This window comes from Pseudomonas sp. AC247 (assembly GCF_979258015.1).
The window spans coordinates 1,610,002-1,630,497 of record NZ_OZ409829.1 but is presented as its reverse complement, the minus strand read 5'-3'; the positions used below and the strand labels follow the sequence as shown (position 1 = coordinate 1,630,497).

Here is a 20,496-nt window from a genome sequence, read left to right as displayed (position 1 = left end):
GCGCAAATCAAGGCTTTGCCGTTATCATGGCGCCCATTCCCCAGCGCCTCGCGCCACTGGCCTTTTTTCAAAAAGTGAACACCTACAATGCACACCCTTGCTCAATTACGCGCCGGCGAGTTGTCGGGCATCACGCGGCTGGATCTGTCTTGCGGGCTGACCGAGTTTCCGCGCGAGATCTTCGAGCTGGCCGACACCCTCGAAATCCTCAACCTCAGCGGCAATAAACTCAGCCGCCTGCCGGATGATCTGCATCGCCTGACCCGCCTGCGCGTGCTGTTTTGCTCGGACAATCCTTTCACCGCACTGCCCGCCTGCCTCGGCCAATGTGCGGCGCTGACGATGGTCGGCTTCAAGGCCAATCGCATCGTCGAAGTCCCCGGGGCCGCGCTGCCACCGCTGCTGCGCTGGTTGATCCTGACCGACAACTGCATAGAAACCCTGCCGACTGAATTGGGCGAGCGCCCTTATCTGCAAAAACTCATGCTCTCGGGCAATCGTCTGCAAGCGCTGCCTGAATCGCTGCGCAACTGCCATCGATTGGAGCTGCTGCGCATCTCGGTCAACCAGTTCAGTGAACTGCCGCAGTGGCTGCTGAGCTTGCCGAGCCTGACATGGCTGGCCTACGCCGGCAATCCGCTGGAAACCGAAGCCGATGCCGCCGCACTGGAAGCCACGCCGCTGATTCATTGGTCGGCATTGCGCCTGGAGCAGAAACTCGGCGAAGGCGCCTCCGGGGTGATTTCCCGGGCGAACTGGCAGCAAGCCGATGGCTCGCTGAAACCGGTCGCGGTGAAGTTGTACAAAGGTGCAATGACCAGCGACGGCTCACCGTTGCACGAAATAAACGCGTGCATTACCGCTGGCTTGCACCCGAACCTGATCCGCGTTGAAGGACGTATCAACGGTCACCCCGAGGGTCAGCAAGGGCTGGTGATGCAACTGATTGACCCAAGTTTTCGCAATCTTGCCGGATTGCCAAGCCTGGCCTCGTGCTCGCGGGATGTGTACGCCGATGACCTGCGCTTCACGGCCGAGGTTGCCTTACACATTGCCAAGGGCATTGCTTCGGCAGCGGAACATCTGCATGAGCAAGGCATTACCCACGGTGACCTGTACGGGCACAACATTTTGTTGAACGACCGGGGCGATTGTCTTCTGGGGGATTTTGGCGGGGCGTCGTTCCATGCCACCACCGATAACGCACAGACACGTGCGCTGCAACGCATTGAGGTGCGCGCATTCGGGATCTTGTTGGGGGAATTGCTGGCGCGTATCGATTCGGGGCTGAGTGCCGAACAGCGTTTACATTGGGAGGAGCTGGAACGGCGTTGTTGCCAGGCGCAGGTGCTGGCGCGGCCGGGGTTCAGTGAAGTGTTGCGCGATCTTGAAAATCTGTGACCGCTGCGCGGTCAATCGCGGGCAAGCCCGCTCCCACAGTGTCCGTGTCGTGCACAAAATATGTGAACTGCGCAAAAACCTGTGGGAGCGGGCTTGCCCGCGATGAGGCCATCACTGGCGAAACAAATCAGCCCGCCAGACCGACAAACATATCCTGCACGTCATCATGGTTATCGAGGCCTTCGAGGAACGCCTCGACTTCAGCCATCTGCTCATCGCTCAACCCGGTCACCGGGTTTTTCGGCTGGTAGCCAAGCTTGGCCGACAATACGGTGAAGCCCTGTTCCGGCAGCGCTTTCTGCACGGCATCAAGGTCAGTCGGGTCGGTGATGAACAGGGTCGCGCCGTCTTCGCCCGGCTCGAAATCCTGGGCACCGGCTTCGATCGCGGCCATTTCCGGATCGGCGTCCGGGGTGTCCGGCGAGGCTTCGATCATGCCGACATGGTTGAAATCCCACGCGACCGAACCGGAAGCACCCAGCTGGCCCTTACGGAACGCGACACGGATTTCTGCCACGGTGCGGTTGACGTTGTCGGTCACGCACTCGACGATCAGCGGCACCTGGTGCGGGGCGAAACCTTCGTAGGTCACGCGATGGTATTGCACCGCTTCACCCAGCAGACCGGCGCCTTTCTTGATGGCGCGGTCGAGGGTCTCTTTCGGCATCGAGGCTTTCTTGGCCTGTTCAACCACCAGACGCAAGTGTGCGTTGGTGGCGGTATCGGCACCGTTGCGCGCAGCAATGGTGATTTCTTTCACCAGTTTGCCGAAGATTTTGCCCCTGGCGTTGGCTGCCGCTTCTTTGTGTTTAACCTTCCACTGTGCGCCCATTACTCACTCTCTTGATCTGTGGCGCCGAGACATCTATTGGCCGACGCGTGGCGCCAAGTTTATACGGCCTAAAGTCGGCAATCGACCAAAAATATTGATTGGCGAATCGACATCTTCACCACACGTTGTAGGGCGATTCTGAAAAGGCCTCTTGCGATGACTATTCAGCGCTGCGGTTTCGTACCCTCTGCCGTCCGTATTGCCTGACAGAACCTGTGCGAATGCTCAATGACAAGGAAAGTCCGTTCACCCTGACCCTGACCGATGGCGAGTTACGCCTGCCGGTGCTGCGTTTCAGTGGCGAGGAAGCACTGAATCAGCCTTTCCGGTTTGACGTCGAAGTCATTGGCCTGGCGCCGGCGATACCGCCGGACGCGTTGCTGCATCAGCCTGCTTTTCTGCGCATGGGTGAACAGCAAGGCGTTCATGGCGTGATCCATTGCGTCACTTGCGACCATCGCGGCAGCCATCGCGTCGGCTATCGCCTGGTCCTGGTGCCACATTTGCAACGTCTGGCGCAGTCGCCGGTGCGTCGAGTATTTGTGCAGTCGAGTGTGCCGGCGATCCTCGCGCAGTTACTCGCGGAGCATGACCTGCCGGCCGACAGTTTCCGCATCGAATTGACCGTCGGCCACTATCCACCGCGCGACTTCTGCATCCAGTACGAAGAAAGCGACCTGGCGTTGCTGCAGCGGTTGTGCGAAGAAGAAGGCATCCACTATCACTTCGAACACGGTCCTGAGGGACATGTCGTGGTGTTTGCCGACGACAGTTTGAGCCTGCCACAGACGCCGGTACTGATTCCGTTCAACACCGACGACGGGGAAACGCCACGGGTAAACAGTCTGTTTCAACGACACGATGCCGCGCCCTCAGTGCCTCAGCACGATGTCCGAAACCGTGGGCAACAGGCTGGCGGCGAAGACGCTGCCAATCAAACCGTCGCCGCCCCGAGTGTGAGCGCGATGTCCGCGCAACAGCGCCATGCCGAACAGCGCAGTCGCCGCCATCTGGAGCGCCAGCGCTGCCTATATCGTTCGGTCCATGGCCGCAGCGACAGCCGTCAACTGCGCAGTGGCCATCTGCTGCAAGTGACTCAGCACCCTGTCAGTGGTTTCAACGAGCAGTGGTTGATCACTGAACTGCGCCATCACGGGCAACAGCCATCGATTCTTGACCCTGCGCCTGTCGAGTACCGCTATCACAACGACTTCAGTGCCCTGCCCTGGTCGACCGACTTTCGTCCGCCGCTCAAACAAGCCCGACCGCGAATTCCCGGCTATCATCTGGCCCGCGTGCTCGGCCCCGCCGGTCTGCCGACCGTTCTTGATGAGCAGGGGCGGATCAACGTGAGCGTGTGGCCGACGTCAGCCGTCGGCGACGATGAGGGCATATGGCTGCCAATCGCCTTGACTCACGCCCACGGCCGCCTCGCGGCCCACGACCTGCCCCGCACGGGCAGCGAGGTGTGGGTAAGTTTTCTCGACAGCGATCCGGATCGACCGATTTTGTGTCTGGGTACGCAACGCGATTCCGCGCAGGTAGAGGTACCGTCAGCCCGCGACAGCAGCCTGTTACTAGATTGGCTGATCAACCGATCCTGACCTGTAGGAGCTGCCGAAGGCTGCGATCTTTTGATCTTGATTCTAAAAAAACAAAATCAAAAGATCGCAGCCTTCGGCAGCTCCTACAGGGGGTTGTTTTCAACCTTTCAGGCTTTGTCGGCTTTGCCGGCGGCAGCGGCGAATTTTGCCAGGCGCACGTCCAGATGCCGAGGCCGGTGGCCATGATCTTCGGCGCGTTCCTTGCGGCGGATGGCGTTGCGCACCATCAGCGAGCCGAGGTAACGAATCGGCTCCGGCGGAAAATACCCCAGCGGTCCATTAACAATCGGCGAACGCGTCCACGAATTGTCCAGGCCCTGCACCAGCGACGCCAGAATCTGCCCGCCCATGTGACAAGGCCCTACCCCGCTGCCGGAATAACCAAAGCCGTAAAACACATTGCCGCTGCTGCTCATCTGGCCGAAGAACGGCAACCCGGTGACCGAGCGATCTGACGGCCCGTTCCACGTCGCATCGACCTTCACATCACTGAACGCCGGGAAGAAGTCATCGAGGCTGCGCTTGAGCAATCCGGCATACGGCGACGGCTGATCAAACACGGGCAACATCCGTCCACCAAACGCGAAGGTATTGCCGCCCTTGCCGAGCATGATCCGGCCGTCCGGGGTGTTGTGGTAGTAGTGCACGAAAATCCGTGAATCAAGCACGCTGACGCCGCTGGTCAAACCAATCTCCTGCAACAGATCCGGACGCGGTTCGGTGATCAGCATGTCGCTGGAAACAATCGCCACGCTGCGCTCGAACTGCGCAAAGGCGCGGGCCATCCAGGCGTTCATCGCCAGCACCACGCGGTCGGCGACGATGTTGCCCTGCGGCGTCTGCAGACGCGCCGGGCGCCCCTCTTCGAGCCCGGTCATCGCCGTGTTTTCGTGGATTTTCACCCCCAATTGCAGCGCCACTCGGCGCAAGCCGCGCACCAGTTTGCCCGGTTGCACACTGGCGGCGGCCGGCGAGAACCAGCCCTCCAGATGTTTGGCAGAACCGGCCATGCGCTGCACATCGGCGACCGGCCGCTGGGTGAACGAGTTGATGCCGTTACGCTCCAGAGCGGCGATCACTGCATCCGTCGAACCGACCTGCGCGCGGTTGGTCGCGGTGTACAGCGTGCCGTCGAGACGGTAATCGGCATCAACGCCGTACTGTTCACAGAACTCGCCAATGGCGTGGATGCTGCGCTCCGACTCCGTGACCAGACGCACCGCTTCTTCGACGCCAAACAGGCGCTCAAGGGTGAAATATTTCGCCGACCACGACAACGCACAGCCGCCATTACGGCCACTGGCGCCGGCGCCGCAGATGTCGGCTTCGATCAGCAGTACATCGAGTTCAGGGTTCTGCTGCTTGAGCATGATCGCTGTCCACAACCCGGTGTAACCACCGCCGACGATGCACACGTCGGTGCGTACTTCGCCTTGCAGCGACGGGCATGTCGGCGACGTGTCAGCCTGCAAGGCCTGCTCCAGCCAAAACGGTCTCATGGGTTTTCTCCAGTCAGTGGGCCACGTCACAGCCTGCCGCGAATGCCGCAGCAGGCCGCGAGGCAAAGGGGTTTCAGGAACGCAGGGGTTTGATCGTCAACCGGCAATTGGGAATGGACGCGCGCGGCTCCATCACGCCGACCGGGCGGCTGTTCCAGTGCGGGATCAGCACCAGCGCCGAGAACAGTGCGCAACCGGCGAAGACGATAAACACCGTCACCGAGTCGAAGTAACCCGGCAGCAAACCACCCAGCACCGCGCCGACCGAGCCGCAGCCGTTGACGAAACCGGCCGCCGTGGCGCCGGCCTTGGCTTTGCCGAAGTCGATAGCGGCCGCACCGCTGATCATCGAATCCGGACCGTACAAAGTCAGGCCCATGACAAACAACAGCGCGACCACCAGCAACACGCTGCCGGTGTGCAGCGCGCCCATAAACAGCGCCAGCGTCACGGTCAGCGCCAGCAGGCTCAGCACGCAGGCGGGCATGCGCCGGGCGCCGAACAGTTTGTCCGAGGCCAGACCGATCAGGATCGGCCCGAGCAACCCGGCCAGTTCAAACGAGGTGGGAATGATCGCCGCGCCGACCTTGCCGACACTTGGCATCTGTTCAAACACGATCACCGGGCCCCACAACAGAATCGCGTAACGCGCCGGTTTCAACATGAAATACGCCAGGCCCAGGACCAGCACCGTGCGGTTGCGCAGGATTTCCTTCAATGGTTCCCAGACGCTGAGCTTGCTGTTGGCTTCGATTTCCGCGGCGCTGAGTATCGGCTCTGGATCCACTTCCGGCAGGCCGACGTCCTCCGGTTTGTTGCGCTGGAAGATAAAGAACAACACCGCAACCACGGCGACCACCACCGCACTGGAAATGAACGCGGCGTGCCAACTGCCGACCAGCGTGTACGCCCACCAGCCGGCAAACGGCGAGGCCACCAGACCACCAAACGCGTAGCAGGAACTCCACAAACCCAGCACCCGTCCGCGTTCCTTTGCAGGAAAGAAACTGCCAAGGTTTTTACACAACCCCGACCATCCGGTGGACTGCGCCAACCCCTGGATCAGCATGCAAGTGGCGAAGATCGGCAGCGTGGCAAAACTGCCCATCACCACCGCCGCCGCGGCGGAAATCAGCAAACCACCGAGCACCACGACCCTTGGGCCAAAGCGGTCGGCGAGCATGCCCCAGGTGAATTGGCCTATGGCGTACGCCGCCAGATAGATGGCGTCGAGGTTGGCCATGGCCATTTTGTCGAGCATGAAGGAGGGGTCTTCGGCGATGCCCAGTTTGGCCACCGAAAAAGCTTTGCGGGTGAAGTAGAAAGCGGCGTACGCCAGCCAGGTAATCGCGAAAATCTGCACGCGCCAACGTGCGAGGGTGCCGATGTGCTTGTTCATTGTGGTTCTGACCTCAGGGTGTGAGTGTGCCGGCAGAATCGTTAAGCAAAACGCCTGTGTTTTTATTGTTGAGCACTGCGATATCGCCCCATCCCTATGGCGGTATCGGTCAGATGAGTCCTGCTGTTGCACGCACAGGCTCATGGCCAATCTTGCTGCTCGACCGAGCAGTCAGCGATGGCGTGAGCCGATCAAAGCAATTACTGTTTAATAAATAAAATCGATTTATCGTATTTCACACATAAGCTCAGCTTGTTACTGAGCCTTCCCCGCACCAGGAGTCGCCATGGCAGTCTCCCACGCCCAACTCAAAGCCTTCCACGCGGTGGCCGTGCATGGCAGCTTCACCAAAGCCGCCGAGCGCCTTTTTCTCACGCAGCCAGCGATATCCGACCAGGTGCGCAAATTGGAGGAGCGTTTCGGTGTCTTGCTGTTTCACCGCAATAAACGTTCCGTGCGCCTGACCGATTTGGGCGAGCGCTTGCTGGCGATCACGCAACGGCTGTTTGTAATTGAAGCCGAAGCGCAGGAATTGCTGCAGGAATCCCAGGCCTTGCAGACCGGCAGCCTGATTCTCGCGGTAGACGCGCCGGTGCACGTGCTGCCGCAGATCGCGCGCTTCTGCGAGCGCTATCCGGGGATCAGCGTGAAGATCGAGACCGGCAACACCGACGAATCGCTGTTTCGCCTGTTCAACTATCAGGCCGATCTGGCGCTGCTCGGGCGTGACGTCAGCGATGAACGCCTGCTCTGTGTTCCGTTGCGTAACGATCCGATGGTCGCGTTTGTGTCGCGCAATCATCCGTGGGCCGAGCGCGAGTCGATCTGCCTGGCGGATCTCGATGACACGCCGCTGGTGCTGCGCGAACACGGTTCGGTAACGCGGCAGACACTGGAAGAGGAAATGGCCCGGGCCGGGTTTCGCATCCGCCCGGCGATTCAGGTCGAGGGGCGTGAAGCGGCGCGTGAAGCCGTGGTGGTGGGGATTGGCGTCGGCGTAGTGTCGGCGGCGGAATTCGGCGCGGACTCGCGGGTCTGTGCGTTGCCGATCATCGACTGCACGCGACGGCTGACGGAAACGCTGGTGTGCCTGCGCGAACAGAGTTCGCGGCGAGTGGTGGCGACATTTCTGGAAATGGTGCGCGAAAGTCTGAGCTGATTCGGCGTTTTCCGGTTAAGGCGAATCGAGATCGTCGGCTACACTGGCGCCAAGGCACCTGTGACAGGATATTTCTCAGTACCACTCGCTGATAAGCGCCACGGAATCCAAGTACCCATCGTGAAAAAAATAATAAATCTGCTTCGTGATCACCTCTGGAAGAAATGGATTCGCCAGCACGACTGCAAAGTCGCCGGCGGCATGTCTTCGTTGCACAAACGCTCGATCCTGACACTCGAAGAACACGTCAGCATCGGCCATGTCGTAATCGAGTCGAAACACCTGGCGATAGGCGCGCACACTTACATCCGCAGTGATTGCGTGCTGTCTGCCGTTTCCTCCATCGGCCGCTTCTGCTCGATCAGCACGCGCTGCTTCATCGGTCAGCAAAAGAGTTCGCATCCCACCGACTGGCTGAGCTCCCATCCCTTTCAGTACACCGACACGGCCCTGACGTTCGACCCGGTGGTGGCCGACGTGACGATTGGCCACGACGTGTGGATCGGTCACAGCGCGATGATTCTGGAAGGCGTACAGATCGGTACCGGTGCAATTATCGCGACGCGCGCGCTGGTGACCCAGGATGTGCCGCCCTACGCGATCGTTGCCGGCACCCCGGCGAAAATCATCAAGTACCGGCATGACCCGCAGACCATCGAAAGGCTGCTCAAGAGTCAGTGGTGGAATCTGGATGTAAAGCTGCTGCAAACGCTGCCGTTGAATAATCCCGACGCCGCGTTGACTCAGCTTGAAGCCATGCAATTGCGCCAGGCGGATTACCCGAGAATCGAAATCAGCCGAACACGTACAGCGACCCTGCCCGCGCAGCCGCAATTGGCAATCGCCTGACTCAGCCCGGTGCCAGGCCGAAAAACGCCTGAATCAAACGCAACTCCCGGCGCCGCTCCATGCAGCCAATCATGTGGCGGTTGACCAACCCCTCCCCGACAATCGGAATCGCCACCACGCGCGGGTCATGGCTGACTTCCACCGATGACACCACGCCCACGCCCAGCTCCGCGGCCACGGCTTCCGTCACCGCCTCGCGGCTGTCCAGTTCCAGCAACACCCGTGGATGAATCGCAGCCTGCGTGCAGGCGTCGTCAAACGTACGCCGGGTGATCGAACTCGGCTCACGCAGCACCATGATCACTTGGTCCAGTTCCTTGAGTTTCACCTCACCGCTGCGCGTTGCCCATGGATGCGCGGCCGGCACCAACGCGCAAATTCGTGACTCGCTCAGCGCTTGCAGGTGCAGGCCTTTGCGCGGTTCAACCTCGGTCAGCACTGCGACGTCCGCGTGTTCCGACAACAACGCCGCCAACGTTTCCTGGGCATTGCCCAAACGCAAATTCACGGTGATGCCCGGGTAGCGCGCGCGCAGGCTGGCGAGCATCGGCATGACCATGTGCGGGCCGTCCGCGGCCACTTCCAGCCGACCGGTGAGCAGTTGCCGGTTGGCTTCGAGCATCGCCTGCGCCTCTTCTGCCAGACCGAACATCGCACGGGTGATCGCCGCGAGTTTGGTGCCCTCCTCCGTCAGTTCCACCCGTCGTGCTGTTCGCCGCAGGAGGGTGATCTGGTAATGCTCCTCCAGCGCCTTGATGTGCCCGGTGACCGCCGGCTGACTGATAAACAACCGCGCAGCGGCGCGGGTGAAGCTGCCTTCGCGGGCCACGGCGTCGAAGGCGCGCAGTTGAAACAGGTTCATGAATAACTCTCACTGATGGCTGGCATAACAATAAACAATTTGATTGATGCAACGGCGAATTGCAACGTATGCCCCGTAGCTTCATCCCACAGCGCTATCCGAGGACACACGAATGAGTATTGCCGAACCCATCCTGCTCACTCCCGGCCCGTTGACCACTTCGGCCCGCACCCGCCAGGCGATGATGGTCGACTGGGGGTCATGGGATGACCGCTTCAATCAACTGACCGCCAGCCTGTGCGAACAATTGCTGGCGATCCTCAACGGCGCCGCCACTCACCACTGCGTGCCGTTACAGGGCAGCGGCACCTTTGCCGTCGAGGCGGCGATCGGCACATTGGTGCCGCGTGACGGCAAAGTGCTGGTGCTGATCAACGGTGCCTACGGCAAGCGCCTGGCGAAAATCTGCGAAGTACTTGGCCGCTCGTTCAGCACCTTCGAAACCGCTGAAGACGAACCGACCACCGCCGCCGACGTCGATCGTCTGCTGCGCGCCGATGCTGACATCACTCACGTCGCGCTGATTCATTGCGAAACCAGTACCGGGATTCTTAATCCGCTGCCGGAAATCGCCCAGGTTGTTGCGCAACACGGCAAACGCCTGATCATTGACGCCATGAGCTCCTTCGGCGCGCTGCCGGTGGACGCGCAGAAGGTGCCGTTCGACGCGCTGATCGCCGCGTCTGGCAAGTGTCTGGAAGGCGTGCCGGGGATGGGCTTTGTCTTCGCCCGCAAAGAGGCGCTGGCCGCTGCGGCCGGGAATTCTCACTCGCTGGCGATGGATTTGTTCGACCAGCACGCTTATATGCAGAAGACCGGTCAATGGCGCTTCACCCCGCCGACCCACGTGGTCGCGGCGCTGCATGAAGCGCTGCTGCAATACAACGAGGAAGGTGGGTTGCCGGCACGGCATGCGCGTTACGCCGCCAACTGCCAGGCGTTGATGGAAGAGATAGGCAAGCTGGGTTTGCGCAGCTTTCTGCCGGCAGCGATTCAGGCGCCGATTATTGCCACGTTCCATGCGCCGAGTGACCCGCGCTATCAGTTCAAGGATTTCTACGAACGGGTCAAGGCCAAGGGTTACATCCTTTATCCGGGCAAGCTCACTCAAGTCGAAACGTTCCGCGTCGGCTGCATCGGCCACGTCAGCCCGGAGGAAATGCGCCAGGCCGTGGCGGCGGTTGGCGAAGTACTGCGCGAGATGGAAGTCCTCGACATCTAAGCCCCACACAAATCCCCTGTAGGAGTGAGCCTGCTCGCGATGAGGCCGTGTCAGTCGACGAAGATGTTGAATGATCAACCGCTATCGCGAGCAGGCTCACTCCTACAGTTTGAATTGCATTGCCAACATAGGAATTTGATAAACATGAACTACGTCAATCCAAGCAAGCTGCAAGCCGCCATCCTCGACTGGGCCGGCACCGTGGTCGACTTCGGCTCTTTCGCGCCGACGCAAATCTTCGTCGAAGCCTTCGCCGAATTCGACGTGCAAGTCTCCATCGAAGAAGCCCGTGGCCCGATGGGCATGGGCAAGTGGGACCACATCCGCACCCTCTGCGATCAGCCGCAAGTCGCCGAGCGTTATCGCAAGGTTTTCGGCCGTACGCCGACCGATGACGACGTCACCGCGATCTACAACCGCTTCATGCCGTTGCAGATCGAGAAGATCGCCGAGCACTCGGCGCTGATTCCCGGCGCGCTGGAAACCATCGCCAACCTGCGTCAGCAAGGGATCAAGATCGGCTCCTGCTCCGGCTACCCGAAACAGGTCATGGACAAAGTCGTCGAACTGGCCGCCACCAACGGTTACGTCGCCGACCACGTGGTCGCCACCGACGAGGTGCCGAACGGTCGCCCATGGCCGGCTCAGGCGCTGGCCAACGTGATTGCACTGGGCATCGACGACGTCGGCGCCTGCGTGAAGATCGACGACACCGTGCCGGGCATCCTCGAAGGCCGGCGTGCCGGGATGTGGACGGTCGCGCTGATCTGTTCGGGCAATGCGCTGGGCCTCGATTACGAGGGCTTCCGCGCACTGGGCAGTGATGAACTGGCCAGCGAGCGCAAGCGCATCCACGCGCTGTTCGAAAGCTCGCGTCCGCACTACATGATCGACACCATCACTGATTTGCCGGAAGTGATTGCTGACATCAACCAGCGCCTGGCCAAGGGTGAGATGCCGCAAAACGATTAAGGTAGATTGAAAAAAACCGCCAACTGATAAAAAGTTGGCGGTTTTTTTATTGATCACCTTAAACACCTGATCGGTTTCAAGCTGTTAAACCGAAACAGTCTTTCAAATCAAAACAGTAACATTCAATCAACAACAAGATTGCCATCTGCATCATATTTCAATCCATCGGGATAACGAATCGAACCGTCCGCTAGTTGCTCGGTGCCGTCAGCCCAGACGATACGACCGTCTGGATATTCCACGGTGTCATCCGGCCACACGATGCGGCCATCAGGATGCTCGACCCGGCCGTCAGCATGCTGAATGATCCCGTCGGGGCGGGTAACTTTGTTTTTTCCGGCATCGACGATGCTGCCATCGCTCAGTGTGGTCGATCCATCCGGCTGGCGAATACTGCCGAGGGCGTTGATCAGGTTAATCAGTGCCACCGGATCGATGTTGATGTTCAAGGTAGGCCACGGCATTGGCGGACGGGCATTCACGGGTGGTTTGGTGCCCGGTGGCGCTGGCTTGACCGGTGGTTTGGTGCCAGGCGTCCCCGGAGTGACAGGTGGCTTCACGGGTGATTTGACCGGCGGCTTCACAGGCGGTTTGACCGGTGCAGGTTTGACTGGCGGCTTGACCGGAACCACGGGTGGCTTGACCGGAGGTGTGGTGGGTCGGGTTACTGGCGGTTTGCTGCCCACGGGCTTCGGTCGAGATATCGGTGGCTTGGCCATCGCTTTTTTTACAATGTTTTTACTATGCTTGCGATTCAGAAGAATACAAAAAGTCATCTTTAATTCCTTTTAAGTAAGTTATCAGCAGCATCACTTATTGAATCAAGCGATTTGAAAGCAACAACTGCCCGCAACATTAGCGGATCAAACAACGCCAATCAAACTCTCTGCAGATTCAAGATATAAACAACAACCGGTTACACCCGCAGCACTAAAGCCCGCAAACCGCAAACACTAATAACTTTGTAAAAACAGCACATTAAAACTTCTGTTTCGTTCAGCAGAAATGCTCAGGGGGGTTTACAGTTAAGGCATGCCGTCAGAGAAACGGTGCGATGAAACCCTGAACCGAGAGGAACACTGTATGCCGTGGACAAGTTCCGAATCGCGTTACAGCACCGTGTCGGTCATGCTGCATTGGCTGATGTTGGTGCTGCTGGTGCTGGTGTACGCCAGCATGGAATTGCGCGGCCTCTTCCCCAAAGGCAGCGGCGGGCGCACGCTGATCCGTGAAGTGCATTACATGCTGGGCCTGACCGTATTCGTGCTGGTGTGGTTTCGCCTGCTCGCGCGCAGCCTCGGCCCGGCGCCGCAAATTTTCCCGGCGTCACCGCAATGGCAAACGCTGCTGGCGCGACTGATGCACTGGGCGTTGTACCTGTTCATGATCAGCATGCCGATACTTGGCTGGGTGATCACCAGCGCCGAGGGGCATCAGGTGATGTTCTATGGTTTTGATCTGCCGTTGCTGGTCGCGGAAAACAAAGACTTCGCCAAACAAATTGAGTACTGGCATGTGCTGATCGCTACCGTCGGGTACTGGCTGATCGGCCTGCATGCGCTGGCGGGGATCTATCACCATTATGTGGTGAGGGATAACACGTTGCTGCGGATGATGCCGAAGCGCGGGTAAACCTACCGGGATCTATCTGGGGCAATACAAACCATTGTGCCTGGCAATGGAATCCATCTGGGGCAATGCAAACCACTGTGCCTGGCAATGGAATCTATCTGGGGCAATGCAAACCATTGTGGCGAGGGGATTTATCCCCGTTGGGCTGCGAAGCAGCCCCAAAACCTCAAAACGCAGTGTGTCAGGCTGAACAGTGTGGGCTGAATTGGGGCTGCTTCGCAGCCCAGCGGGGATAAATCCCCTCGCCACAATAGATCTCCATATGACAGAAATAGGGTGCGGTCAGGGATCAGTGCTGAAACCGCGTCTGCCCTGCAGACCGCCGGTGTGGACGAAGACCAGTCGTGTGCCGCTGGCAAATCTGCCTGCTGCTATCTGTTCCTTGAGGGCCAGCAACGCTTTGCCGGTATACAGCGGTTCCAACGGCACACCGCTGGCCTGTTCGGTCTGTTCAATAAACGCCAGCAACCCCGAATCAACCTTGGCAAAACCACCACGGCTCGCCTCAATCAACGCATACCCCGCATTGGCCACCCCGGCTTCGCGCAAAATCGCCTCGACCTGGGGTGCCACACCATGATCTTCCGGCACCGCCAGCGCGCCGAACACCGGATGCGCCCCCGCCTCCGCCAGCACCAACCCGGCCAATGTCGTGCCGGTGCCGCACGCCAGCCACCAGGCCTGATAATCGCGCCAGTCCAACGCGCTCAACTGCGCATCAACCTGCGCCTTCAGCGCAACACAACCGAGCGCACCACTCAAACCACCGCCGCCCTCGGGCACCGCGTGCAGCGTCGGATATTGCGCCAGCCAAGGTTCCCAGAACCCAGGCTCGTGCCGCGCCCGATAGCCGCCGTAACCCAGCCAGTGCAGTTGCATGCCGAACGCTTGCAGATCCTCCACCGTCGGCGTTTCCAGCGCATGCCCGCGCAACAGCCCCACGGTTTTAAACCCCAGCCGTTTCCCCGCCGCTGCCAACGCATGCAGATGATTGGAGTGCGCACCACCAAGGCTGATGATGCCTTCGGCCCCGTTGCGCTCGGCAGCCTTGAGGTGTTCGACGAGTTTGAACCACTTGTTGCCGCTGATCAGCGGGTCGATCTGGTCGAGACGCAGGATGGCCACTTCAATACCGGCGGCGCTCAGCCAGTCCAGATGAAGGTGTTCGAGGGGGGCGTGGGGAAACATGGGCGCTGCGTAATCTGAAAAAAACACATACTAGTAGGAGCTGCCGCAGGCTGCGATCTTTTGATCTTGTCTTTTAAAAACAGAATCAAAAGATCGCAGCCTGCGGCAGCTCCTACATAGGTGCTTACAGTTCAGCGGCGAGGCGCGAGCCTTGGTTGATGGCGCGCTTGGCATCCAGCTCTGCCGCGACATCGGCGCCGCCGATCAGGTGCACATTCTGCCCCGCCGCGACCAGGCCGTCGTGCAGCTCACGCAGCGGATCCTGGCCGGCGCAAATCACGATGTTGTCCACCGCCAGCAGTTGCGGCTCGCCGGTTTCGCCAATGCGAATATGCAGACCGTCATCATCAATGCCCAGGTATTCAACGCTGTTGAGCATCTGCACCTGCTTGTTCTTCAAACCGGTACGGTGAATCCAGCCCGTGGTTTTGCCCAGGCCATCGCCCACCTTGGTTTTCTTGCGCTGCAACAGGAACACTTCACGGGCCGGTGCATGCGGTGCGGCTTTGATCCCGGCGACGCCACCACGGGCTTCCAGTTGCGTATCGATGCCCCACTCTTTCCAGAACGCGGCACGATCCTGACTGGTGGCCACGCCTTCGTGAACGAGGAATTCCGAGACGTCAAAACCGATACCGCCCGCACCGATCACCGCGACACGCTTGCCAACCGGTTTGCGCTCAAGAATCACATCGATGTAGCTCAACACCTTGGCGTTGTCGACGCCGGGAATCGCCGGCACACGCGGCGCAATGCCGGTGGCAAGGATGATTTCGTCATAACCGCCTTCAACCAGTTTCGTCACGTCGACGCGGGTATTCAGGCACACCTCGACATTGCTGGTCTGCAGCTTGCGCTTGAAGTAGCGCAGGGTTTCGAAGAACTCTTCCTTGCCCGGCACGCGCTTGGCGATGTTGAACTGGCCGCCGATTTCGCTGGACGAATCAAACAGGGTCACCTGATGGCCACGCTCGGCGGCCACGGTGGCGGCGGACAAACCGGCAGGGCCGGCGCCGACTACGGCAATCTTCTTGATCTGCTGCACCGGCAGATAATTGAGTTCGGTCTCATGGCAGGCACGCGGGTTGACCAGGCAACTGGTCAGCTTGCCGCCAAAGGTGTGATCGAGGCACGCCTGGTTGCAGCCGATGCAGGTGTTGATCTCGTCGGCGCGACCTTCAGCAGCCTTGTTGACGAAGTCCGGATCGGCGAGGAACGGCCGCGCCATCGAGACCATGTCGGCATCGCCTTCAGCGAGAATCTGCTCGGCGATTTCCGGGGTGTTGATGCGGTTGGTGGTGATCAACGGAATGTTCACCGATCCGCGCAGCTTGGCCGTGACCTTGCTGAACGCCGCACGCGGGACTTTGGTAGCGATGGTCGGAATGCGCGCTTCGTGCCAGCCAATGCCGGTATTGATGATGGTCGCGCCGGCTTGCTCAATGGCTTTGGCCAGGGTGACGATCTCATCCCACGTGCTGCCGCCCTCGACCAGGTCGAGCATCGACAGACGGAAAATGATGATGAAGTTCGGGCCTACGGCTTCGCGCACACGGCGAACGATTTCCACCGGCAGACGCATACGGTTTTCGTAGCTGCCACCCCAACGGTCGGTACGGTGGTTGGTGTGCGCGGCAAGGAACTGGTTAATGAAATAACCTTCCGAGCCCATGATTTCGACGCCGTCGTACTCGGCGGTTTGCGCCAGCACCGAGCAAGTGACGAAATCACTGATCTGCTTCTCGATGCCTTCCTCGTCCAGCTCTTTCGGTTTGAACGGGTTGATCGGCGCCTGAATCGCACTCGGTGCCACTTGTTTCGGGCTGTAAGCATAACGGCCGGCGTGGAGAATCTGCATGCAGATCTTGCCGCCCGCGTCGTGCACCGCGCGGGTGACGATGCGGTGCTTGAGCGCTTCTTCTTCGGTGGTCAGCTTGGCCGCACCAGAATAAACGCCGCCCTCGTCGTTCGGACCAATGCCGCCGGTGACCATCAGGCCAACACCGCCGCGCGCACGTTCCGCGAAGTACGCGGCCATGCGTTCAAAGCCGCCCGGTTTCTCTTCCAGGCCGGTGTGCATCGAACCCATCAGAGTGCGGTTGCGCAGCGTGGTGAATCCCAGGTCCAGCGGGGCCAACAGGTGCGGGTAATGAGCGGCGGTCATCGGTAACTCCACAACGAGCAATCACGGAAAAGTTGCGGGAGCTCTGCGTCCCCCGTCAGTCATGTGGCACAGACTAAGAGTCGCACTGCTGTCACTCAATGACCGTAACTGACAACTTATTGATCCAAATGCGCAGCGCCCCTTGGCAACCGGCGCCATGCGCCCTACCCTAGTCGCCACACCCTGTACCCGGCTGTTGTTGGTTTTCATGCGCAAACTTTTGTATCTGACGTTTTCCATGGCCCTCGTGGCCGTCCTTGCTTCCTACGCCATGTGGGCGGCGGACCGCCCGGCGGGACATTACTTGTCCGACCTGCGCATCAAACTCGCGGTCGATCAAGGCACACCCGCCGACCGTGGCAATCTCTTGGGCATCCAGCCCGAACTCTTCCCCACCGACTATCAAAGCCCGGAGCGCCTGCACCGCAAGCTCGCCGCTTATTTGCAGCAAGCGCAGGATCAGGGTTTGTTGAACGACAAAACCGTGGTCGTGTTGCCCGAGCACGTCGGCACCTGGCTGATGATCAGCGGCGAAAAAGATGAGCTGTATCAGGCGCCGACACTCGCCGAAGCGATGAACTGGCTGGCCGCGAGCAATCCGCTGCTGTTTGCCCGCGCCTGGCTGAGCGCCAAGGGCAGCAGTCGCCTGGATGATGCGCACCTGCGCATGAAGTCCAAAGACATGGCCAAGGACTATCAGGTGCTGTTCGGTGGCTTGGCCAAGGAATTTCACGTAACGCTGGTGGCCGGCTCCATCGTGCTGCCCGAGCCGAGTATCCGCGATGGCCAGCTCAAGCCGGGTAGCGGCGCCTTGTTCAACAGCAGCGTGGTGTTTGGCCGCGACGGCGTGCCGCTCGGACAACCGCAGCGGCAGATGCACCCGATCTTCGATCAGCGCGACGTGATCGAGGCTGAAGACAAGCACGCCATCAACGTGGTCGACACCCCCGCCGGACGCCTTGGCATCCTGATCGGCAGCGACAGCTGGTACCCGGACAATTACCGCAAACTCGACGAGCAAGGCGCGCAACTGATCGCCGTGCCGGCGTTTGTCGTCGGTCATAACGTGTGGGATCAACCGTGGGGCGGCTACAAGGGTTCCAGCACGCCGGGCTCGGTCAGCCTCAAGCCCGGCGAAGTCAGCGAAGGCCAGGCCTGGCATCGTCTGACCTTGACCGCGCAACCGCCGAGCAGCCGGGCGATCGCCGGCATCAGCGTGTTCCTGCGCGGGCAGTTCTGGGACAAGTTGAGTTCAGGGCAAAGTTTCCTCAGCAGCAACGGCCAACAGTTCGCCGATGGCGAAGCGCGTGGCGCGCGTTTGCTGAATATCTGGTTGTAAACCATGAAGCCGCTGCCGATGCGCCTTGGGGATTTGTCGGTGGGCTTTGTCCATAGCCTCGCCGATGCGGTGCGCAGCCACGACGCCGACCCTCTGCCGCTGCTGGAGCAATACGGTCTGGATACCGCGCGACTGGCGGAAGCTGGCGCGCGGTTGTCTATTCCGCGCTACATGCGTTTGGGACACGCGGCGATTCAGTTGACCGGCGATCCTGCGTTGGGGCTGCGCATGGGCCAGCTCAGTCGCCTGAGTCAGGCCGGGCTGGCCGGGGTGACCGCCGCGCAAGCCCCGACCGTGCGCGAGGCGGCACGCTGCCTGATCCGTTTCGAACCGTTGTACGGCTCCAACTATCGCGGCCAGTCGAGTTTTCACGAAGACGCGAATGGCGCGTGGCTGCGTTTCTATTCGATCAGCCCATACAACGCCTATAACCGCTTCGTGGTGGATTCGATTATTGCTGGCTGGCTGCATCAGTTGTCGAGCGTCAGCGGCGAATCGCTGCGAGCCGAGCGCATCGACATTGAATTCGACGAACCGGATTACCGCGACGCCTACACCGCACTGGGCGATTGCCCGCTGCAGTTCGGCGCCGAGCGCAATCAATTGCGCCTGAGCCTGAGCAGCCTCGCCCAACGCAACCCGCAACATTGCCCAAGCACCTGGCGGCACCTGCTGCAATTGTGTGAACGCGAACTGGAACAACTGACCCGCACTCGCAGCCTGCGCGAACGCATCACGCAGTTGTTGGGGCCATTGTTGAATGGTGGCCGGGAACCCGACCTGGAAGAAGTGGCGGCTCGCCTGAAGTTACCCACCTGGACGTTGCGGCGCAAACTGGCCGAGGAAGGCACGCAGTTTCGCGCGATCCTCAATGACACTCGCCGTGACCTGGCGATGACCTACATCCGCGACACGGAACTGGCGTTCGGTGAGATCGCCTACCTGCTGGGGTTTGCCTCAGCCGAAGCGTTCCAGCGCGCATTCAAACGCTGGAGCGGTCAGACCCCGGGCGAATTCCGCCGCAGTCACCGCAAAACGGCATAAAGGCAGCTACAAGCCGACAGCCACAAGCGGCAAGCAAGCGCTTACAGCTCGGTAGCGTCTTCTGCTGGCTCCGGTGGGTCCAGTTCAAAAGCCTGGTACTCGAGCAGTTCTTCTTGATAGTCGTCCATCGTGTAATCCCCCTGCTGCTCGCTGAAAATGGCCTGATCAATCGACCCGTGCCCCGAGCATAAAGTGCCCGTGTGAAGGAAAAATGAAACGTGGCCTTCATCAATAAAACGTAGCAGACGGACAGGAATTTATCGCGAGAATTTTGTCAGGGGAATGTCACGAATCCCTCGTAGGAGCTGCGGCACGCTGCGATCTGTTGATCTTGCCTTTAAAAACAACATCAAAAGATCGCAGCGTACCGCAGCTCCTACGAGGCGATCGGGTTATTGGCCGGAGGACGGCATCGCCGGGATCGGCTCGGACGGCGGCGGGATGTCCGGATTGGCCGGCGGCGTGATGACCTCGGTCTGGGCTGCCGGCGCGGGTTCTGCGGCGGGTGCCGGGGTGATCGGCGCAGTTTCGGCGGGCGGCACAACGGGCTCAGAACTCACAGGGGCTACTTCAGCCGGGGCCGGAGCCGGTTCGGCCGCCGGAGCGGGTGTCGCTGCGGGGGTTGCTGCTGGCTCGGCCGCAGGTGTCGGCACCAACGCAGCGGGCGCTGGCGCAGGTTTCGGCTCAGGCACACCAAGGTCGGTTTTCGGTTTTTCTTCGATATGCGCCGCTTTCTTCGCATCGGCCGGCAGGAACAGCTCGACCAGGGTGAAGAATCGTTCATAGAACTTCTGCGAGGTCACCGTTTCGCTGGCAACCTTGACCATCGAGTCGTCCGACGAGCCGATCGGCATCGACACCGAGCCCAGCACACCGACACCGAGGCTGGCGGAGTTGTTGGTTTTCTTCAGCGCATAGCGATCCTGCAGGGCGTTGGCGAACATGGTCGCGTGATGCTTGCCGCTGCTGTCTTCGGCACAGACCACATTGAAGCTGATCTCCATGTGCGTATCGCCGGTTTGCTGAAAGCTCTTGTGGCCACTGATCAGCTTCGGGTCGCTGCTGGTGATGATATAGCCCTGACTGAGCAAGGCGCGGCGCGCCGCTTCACAACTGGTAGCGTCGGTCACCGGATAGTTGCGCGAGAACGTGCCGGAGTCATCGAAGTTCTCATGCTCGTACATCGGTTTGTCTTTCGAACAGCCGGCCACTGCAGCCACCAACAACGCCAACCCGACAACACGCAAGGGAGTGGAAATCAACATTAAACATCCTGAGGGAAAACAGTCCGGGGCGTATTGTGCAACAGATCGCAGCCCCGCGGCGTATG

The 20,496-nt window shown here is 60.2% G+C and carries 17 protein-coding genes; 9 read left to right on the top strand and 8 right to left on the bottom strand.

Annotated features, from left to right (window positions below; all coding sequences use genetic code 11):
* Nucleotides 1–87: 87 nt before the first annotated feature.
* Complete coding sequence (locus tag ACZZ0B_RS07530) at nucleotides 88–1,401, top strand: leucine-rich repeat-containing protein kinase family protein (RefSeq protein ID WP_463544754.1); 1,314 nt, start codon at nucleotides 88–90, stop codon at nucleotides 1,399–1,401.
* A 127-nt stretch (nucleotides 1,402–1,528) separates the two neighbouring features.
* Here the strand turns inward: ACZZ0B_RS07530 and ACZZ0B_RS07525 are convergent, their stop codons facing one another.
* Entirely contained in the window at nucleotides 1,529–2,233 is a 705-nt protein-coding gene (locus ACZZ0B_RS07525) for a YebC/PmpR family DNA-binding transcriptional regulator (RefSeq protein ID WP_008077979.1), read from the bottom strand.
* 221 nt (nucleotides 2,234–2,454) lie between these two features.
* Here ACZZ0B_RS07525 and ACZZ0B_RS07520 point away from each other — a divergent pair, with 221 nt between their 5' ends.
* A complete protein-coding gene (locus ACZZ0B_RS07520) occupies nucleotides 2,455–3,837 on the top strand; it encodes a type VI secretion system Vgr family protein (RefSeq protein ID WP_463544753.1) in 1,383 nt (460 codons plus the stop codon).
* Between the two features lie 107 nt (nucleotides 3,838–3,944).
* Here ACZZ0B_RS07520 and ACZZ0B_RS07515 read toward each other — a convergent pair whose 3' ends face one another.
* Together ACZZ0B_RS07515 and ACZZ0B_RS07510 are read right to left on the bottom strand one after the other, a co-directional pair.
* Nucleotides 3,945–5,336 carry an FAD-dependent oxidoreductase gene (locus ACZZ0B_RS07515; RefSeq protein WP_463544752.1) on the bottom strand — a complete coding sequence of 464 codons (1,392 nt, stop codon included), beginning with the start codon at nucleotides 5,334–5,336 and terminating at the stop codon, nucleotides 3,945–3,947.
* Between the two features lie 73 nt (nucleotides 5,337–5,409).
* Nucleotides 5,410–6,735 (bottom strand): MFS transporter, encoded by a 1,326-nt coding sequence (locus tag ACZZ0B_RS07510; RefSeq protein WP_463544751.1) that lies wholly within the window; start codon nucleotides 6,733–6,735, stop codon nucleotides 5,410–5,412.
* Nucleotides 6,736–7,021: 286 nt separating this feature from the next.
* Here ACZZ0B_RS07510 and ACZZ0B_RS07505 point away from each other — a divergent pair, with 286 nt between their 5' ends.
* Nucleotides 7,022–7,894 (top strand): LysR family transcriptional regulator, encoded by an 873-nt coding sequence (locus ACZZ0B_RS07505; protein ID WP_008087873.1) that lies wholly within the window; start codon nucleotides 7,022–7,024, stop codon nucleotides 7,892–7,894.
* A 120-nt stretch (nucleotides 7,895–8,014) separates the two neighbouring features.
* Nucleotides 8,015–8,743, top strand: coding sequence for a CatB-related O-acetyltransferase (locus tag ACZZ0B_RS07500; RefSeq protein ID WP_045123333.1), 729 nt, complete (start codon nucleotides 8,015–8,017; stop codon nucleotides 8,741–8,743).
* A 1-nt stretch (nucleotide 8,744) separates the two neighbouring features.
* Here ACZZ0B_RS07500 and ACZZ0B_RS07495 read toward each other — a convergent pair whose 3' ends face one another.
* Nucleotides 8,745–9,605 carry a LysR substrate-binding domain-containing protein gene (locus tag ACZZ0B_RS07495; protein WP_463544750.1) on the bottom strand — a complete coding sequence of 287 codons (861 nt, stop codon included), beginning with the start codon at nucleotides 9,603–9,605 and terminating at the stop codon, nucleotides 8,745–8,747.
* Nucleotides 9,606–9,717: 112 nt separating this feature from the next.
* On the opposite strand from ACZZ0B_RS07495, the gene ACZZ0B_RS07490 reads away from it, so the two are divergent.
* Nucleotides 9,718–10,827: a 2-aminoethylphosphonate--pyruvate transaminase gene (locus ACZZ0B_RS07490; RefSeq protein WP_463544749.1), complete on the top strand. Its 1,110-nt coding sequence runs from the start codon at nucleotides 9,718–9,720 to the stop codon at nucleotides 10,825–10,827.
* A gap of 144 nt (nucleotides 10,828–10,971) precedes the next feature.
* Complete coding sequence (gene phnX, locus ACZZ0B_RS07485) at nucleotides 10,972–11,799, top strand: phosphonoacetaldehyde hydrolase (RefSeq protein ID WP_463544748.1); 828 nt, start codon at nucleotides 10,972–10,974, stop codon at nucleotides 11,797–11,799.
* 122 nt (nucleotides 11,800–11,921) lie between these two features.
* On the opposite strand, the gene ACZZ0B_RS07480 is transcribed toward phnX, so the two are convergent.
* On the bottom strand, nucleotides 11,922–12,575 hold the full coding sequence (locus ACZZ0B_RS07480; protein WP_463544747.1) for a hypothetical protein: 654 nt from the start codon (nucleotides 12,573–12,575) through the stop codon (nucleotides 11,922–11,924).
* Between the two features lie 307 nt (nucleotides 12,576–12,882).
* Between ACZZ0B_RS07480 and ACZZ0B_RS07475 the strand changes: the two genes are divergently transcribed.
* The gene (locus tag ACZZ0B_RS07475; protein ID WP_463544746.1) at nucleotides 12,883–13,431 is read left to right on the top strand and encodes a cytochrome b; all 549 of its coding nucleotides are present in this window, start codon (nucleotides 12,883–12,885) and stop codon (nucleotides 13,429–13,431) included.
* Between the two features lie 282 nt (nucleotides 13,432–13,713).
* On the opposite strand, the gene ACZZ0B_RS07470 is transcribed toward ACZZ0B_RS07475, so the two are convergent.
* Nucleotides 13,714–14,619, bottom strand: a complete 906-nt coding sequence (locus ACZZ0B_RS07470; RefSeq protein WP_463544745.1) for a 1-aminocyclopropane-1-carboxylate deaminase/D-cysteine desulfhydrase — start codon at nucleotides 14,617–14,619, stop codon at nucleotides 13,714–13,716.
* Nucleotides 14,620–14,743: 124 nt separating this feature from the next.
* Nucleotides 14,744–16,783: a 2,4-dienoyl-CoA reductase FMN-binding domain-containing protein gene (locus ACZZ0B_RS07465; RefSeq protein WP_463544744.1), complete on the bottom strand. Its 2,040-nt coding sequence runs from the start codon at nucleotides 16,781–16,783 to the stop codon at nucleotides 14,744–14,746.
* Nucleotides 16,784–16,991: 208 nt separating this feature from the next.
* Between ACZZ0B_RS07465 and ACZZ0B_RS07460 the strand changes: the two genes are divergently transcribed.
* The gene (locus tag ACZZ0B_RS07460) at nucleotides 16,992–18,122 is read left to right on the top strand and encodes a nitrilase-related carbon-nitrogen hydrolase (protein ID WP_463544743.1); all 1,131 of its coding nucleotides are present in this window, start codon (nucleotides 16,992–16,994) and stop codon (nucleotides 18,120–18,122) included.
* Nucleotides 18,123–18,125: 3 nt separating this feature from the next.
* Nucleotides 18,126–19,166 carry an AraC family transcriptional regulator gene (locus tag ACZZ0B_RS07455; RefSeq protein ID WP_008077698.1) on the top strand — a complete coding sequence of 347 codons (1,041 nt, stop codon included), beginning with the start codon at nucleotides 18,126–18,128 and terminating at the stop codon, nucleotides 19,164–19,166.
* A 392-nt stretch (nucleotides 19,167–19,558) separates the two neighbouring features.
* On the opposite strand, the gene ACZZ0B_RS07450 is transcribed toward ACZZ0B_RS07455, so the two are convergent.
* Nucleotides 19,559–20,431 carry a DUF2242 domain-containing protein gene (locus ACZZ0B_RS07450; protein WP_158830108.1) on the bottom strand — a complete coding sequence of 291 codons (873 nt, stop codon included), beginning with the start codon at nucleotides 20,429–20,431 and terminating at the stop codon, nucleotides 19,559–19,561.
* Between the last annotated feature and the right edge of the window lie 65 nt (nucleotides 20,432–20,496).

Coding starts and splice junctions, on each gene's coding strand:
- ACZZ0B_RS07465 (WP_463544744.1), bottom strand. CDS start 16,783: ATGACCGCCGCTCATTACCCGCACCTGTTGGCCCCGCTGGACCTGGGA.
- ACZZ0B_RS07490 (WP_463544749.1), top strand. CDS start 9,718: ATGAGTATTGCCGAACCCATCCTGCTCACTCCCGGCCCGTTGACCACT.
- ACZZ0B_RS07505 (WP_008087873.1), top strand. CDS start 7,022: ATGGCAGTCTCCCACGCCCAACTCAAAGCCTTCCACGCGGTGGCCGTG.
- ACZZ0B_RS07450 (WP_158830108.1), bottom strand. CDS start 20,431: ATGTTGATTTCCACTCCCTTGCGTGTTGTCGGGTTGGCGTTGTTGGTG.
- ACZZ0B_RS07495 (WP_463544750.1), bottom strand. CDS start 9,605: ATGAACCTGTTTCAACTGCGCGCCTTCGACGCCGTGGCCCGCGAAGGC.
- ACZZ0B_RS07460 (WP_463544743.1), top strand. CDS start 16,992: ATGCGCAAACTTTTGTATCTGACGTTTTCCATGGCCCTCGTGGCCGTC.
- ACZZ0B_RS07455 (WP_008077698.1), top strand. CDS start 18,126: ATGAAGCCGCTGCCGATGCGCCTTGGGGATTTGTCGGTGGGCTTTGTC.
- ACZZ0B_RS07520 (WP_463544753.1), top strand. CDS start 2,455: ATGCTCAATGACAAGGAAAGTCCGTTCACCCTGACCCTGACCGATGGC.
- ACZZ0B_RS07510 (WP_463544751.1), bottom strand. CDS start 6,735: ATGAACAAGCACATCGGCACCCTCGCACGTTGGCGCGTGCAGATTTTC.
- ACZZ0B_RS07470 (WP_463544745.1), bottom strand. CDS start 14,619: ATGTTTCCCCACGCCCCCCTCGAACACCTTCATCTGGACTGGCTGAGC.
- ACZZ0B_RS07515 (WP_463544752.1), bottom strand. CDS start 5,336: ATGAGACCGTTTTGGCTGGAGCAGGCCTTGCAGGCTGACACGTCGCCG.
- ACZZ0B_RS07530 (WP_463544754.1), top strand. CDS start 88: ATGCACACCCTTGCTCAATTACGCGCCGGCGAGTTGTCGGGCATCACG.
- ACZZ0B_RS07475 (WP_463544746.1), top strand. CDS start 12,883: ATGCCGTGGACAAGTTCCGAATCGCGTTACAGCACCGTGTCGGTCATG.
- ACZZ0B_RS07525 (WP_008077979.1), bottom strand. CDS start 2,233: ATGGGCGCACAGTGGAAGGTTAAACACAAAGAAGCGGCAGCCAACGCC.
- ACZZ0B_RS07480 (WP_463544747.1), bottom strand. CDS start 12,575: ATGACTTTTTGTATTCTTCTGAATCGCAAGCATAGTAAAAACATTGTA.
- phnX (WP_463544748.1), top strand. CDS start 10,972: ATGAACTACGTCAATCCAAGCAAGCTGCAAGCCGCCATCCTCGACTGG.